The sequence below is a fragment of the Collinsella sp. AF16-8 genome, assembly GCF_003462695.1.
In the GTDB taxonomy this organism is placed as follows: Bacteria; Actinomycetota; Coriobacteriia; order Coriobacteriales; family Coriobacteriaceae; genus Collinsella.
Window position 1 is genome coordinate 1 of sequence record NZ_QRXX01000022.1, and the last position, 2,119, is coordinate 2,119.

A 2,119-nucleotide genomic window follows, 5' to 3' on the forward strand; every position below is an offset into this window, starting at 1 on the left:
CGCTGACCGGTGGACGGCACCGAGCCGTACGCTTGACTTGAAGAAGGGGGAGGTCTCGCGGCCTCCCCCTTTTTTGCGTTTACGGGCAACATTCCTTATGCAATTAAATCAATTTAATCATCCACCGCTGAATATAGACGTTCACCGTTCTTTGGTCGGTTCTCTGTTCTCAATGGACTAATATTTGCTTTAGCGCACTGCTGCGCTTGTCCTGTTTTACACGGGTCGTTTTATTGATTGTGAAGGAAGGACTCACATGGCAGATGTTCATGAGCTGCTTGATACTTGGATTGCCAATGTCAAGGACGAGGAGCTCCTCGCTGAGCTTAACACGATGAAGGAGCAGGGTGATGAGGACGCCATCACCGATGCTTTCTTCCAAGATCTCGCCTTCGGTACTGCCGGCCTTCGCGGCACTATCGGTGCGGGCACTAACCGTATGAATATCTATACGGTCGGTCGTGCGACCCAGGGATTCGCTGACTACCTCAATGCGACCTTCGAGCATCCAACGGTTGCCATCGCTCGCGATAGCCGCAATAAAGGTGAGCTGTTCGTTAAGACGACGGCTGCCATTCTTGCAGCAAACGGCGTGACTGCCCTCGTTTATCCCAAGATTTCTCCTGTGCCGACGCTCTCCTGGGCCGTCCGTGATCTTAAGTGCTCCGGTGGCATTTGCATGACCGCTAGTCATAACCCGGCACCGTATAACGGCTATAAGGCCTATGGCCCCGACGGCTGCCAGATCACCAGCGAGGCCGCCGATGCAATTTCTAAGGCTATCGCCGAGACCGATACGTTCACCGGTGTGAAGTCCATGGACTTCGATGAGGCTCTTGAGCAGGGCCTGGTCAAATGGATCGATGACTCGTGCCTCGAGCGTTATTACGACGCCGTTCTCGCTCGCGGCGTTACGAATCTTTCTGCCGAGGAGATTGCCGGCGCACCGCTCAAGCTTGTCTATACGCCGCTGAATGGTACCGGCCTCATTCCCGTCACCACGGTGCTCGAGCGCGCTGGCATCACTGATGTCACGGTTGTTCCCGAGCAGAAGGAACCTAACGGCGATTTCCCGACCTGCCCGTATCCTAACCCCGAGATCCGACAGGCCATGCAGAAGGGCATCGATCTCTGCGAGCAGGTTCACCCCGATCTGCTGCTTGCGACCGATCCCGACGCCGACCGTGTTGGCGTTGCCGTTAAGAATGGCGATGACTATCTGCTGCTGACCGGTAACGAGATGGGCGTCCTGTTGCTCGACTATATTTGCAAGACCCGTGCCGCCCGCGGCGAGGACCTCACTAAGAAGGTCGCGGTTACTACCATTGTTTCTTCCGCCATGGTCGATGCTCTGGCCGAGGAATATGGCTTTGAGCTCCGTCGCTGCCTGACGGGCTTCAAGTACATCGGTGACATCATTACCTCGCTTTCCGATGCCGGTGAAGTCGATCGCTTTATCTTCGGTTTTGAGGAGAGCTACGGTTATCTGGCCGGTGATCACGTGCGCGACAAGGACGCCGTGAGCACTTCGCTGCTGATTTGCCAGATGGCTCAGTATTACAAGCTGCAGGGTAAGAACCTCGCCGACGCGATGCACGAGCTGTACGAGAAGTATGGCTACTATCACAACAAGACGATTTCGCTGAGCTATCCGGGCGCTGAGGGTGCGGCAAAGATGGCCGGCATCATGGCTGGTCTGCGCGAGAACCCGCCCGCGGAGCTCGCCGGTTCCAAGATTGAGGCCGTCGTGGACTACAACACCTGCGTGAACGGCCTGCCGAAGGCTAATGTCATTGAGTTCGATCTCGAGGGTGGCAACAAGGGTATCGTCCGTCCTTCCGGCACCGAGCCCAAGATCAAGCTGTATATCTTTGCCAAGGGCGCGGATGCCGCCGAAGCTGATGCAGCACTTGACGCGATTGAAGAGTCCGGTCGCAAGCTGCTGGCATAAGGTATTTAAGAGTCTATTACTGTAGATAGGCGAAAGAGGGGATCTCGGAAACGAGGTCCCCTCTTATATTTACCCAGCCAGCCGAGAGTCCTTATATGTGTAGGAAATGTGTACACCCAGATTCCCGCCCCCGGCGCCCCTCCGGTCTGGCAATATATCTCCTTGCCG

At 55.8% G+C, this 2,119-nt stretch carries 1 protein-coding gene; it reads left to right on the forward strand.

Going from position 1 to position 2,119, the window contains the following annotated elements:
- The first annotated feature begins 256 nt into the window (after window positions 1–256).
- The gene (locus tag DWW73_RS09970) at window positions 257–1,951 is read left to right on the forward strand and encodes a phospho-sugar mutase (RefSeq protein ID WP_055252695.1); all 1,695 of its coding nucleotides are present in this window, start codon (window positions 257–259) and stop codon (window positions 1,949–1,951) included.
- Window positions 1,952–2,119: the final 168 nt, after the last annotated feature.

Bases quoted from the DNA above. Each gene is read 5' to 3' on its own strand.
- DWW73_RS09970 (WP_055252695.1), top strand. From the start codon at position 257: ATGGCAGATGTTCATGAGCTGCTTGATACTTGGATTGCCAATGTCAAG.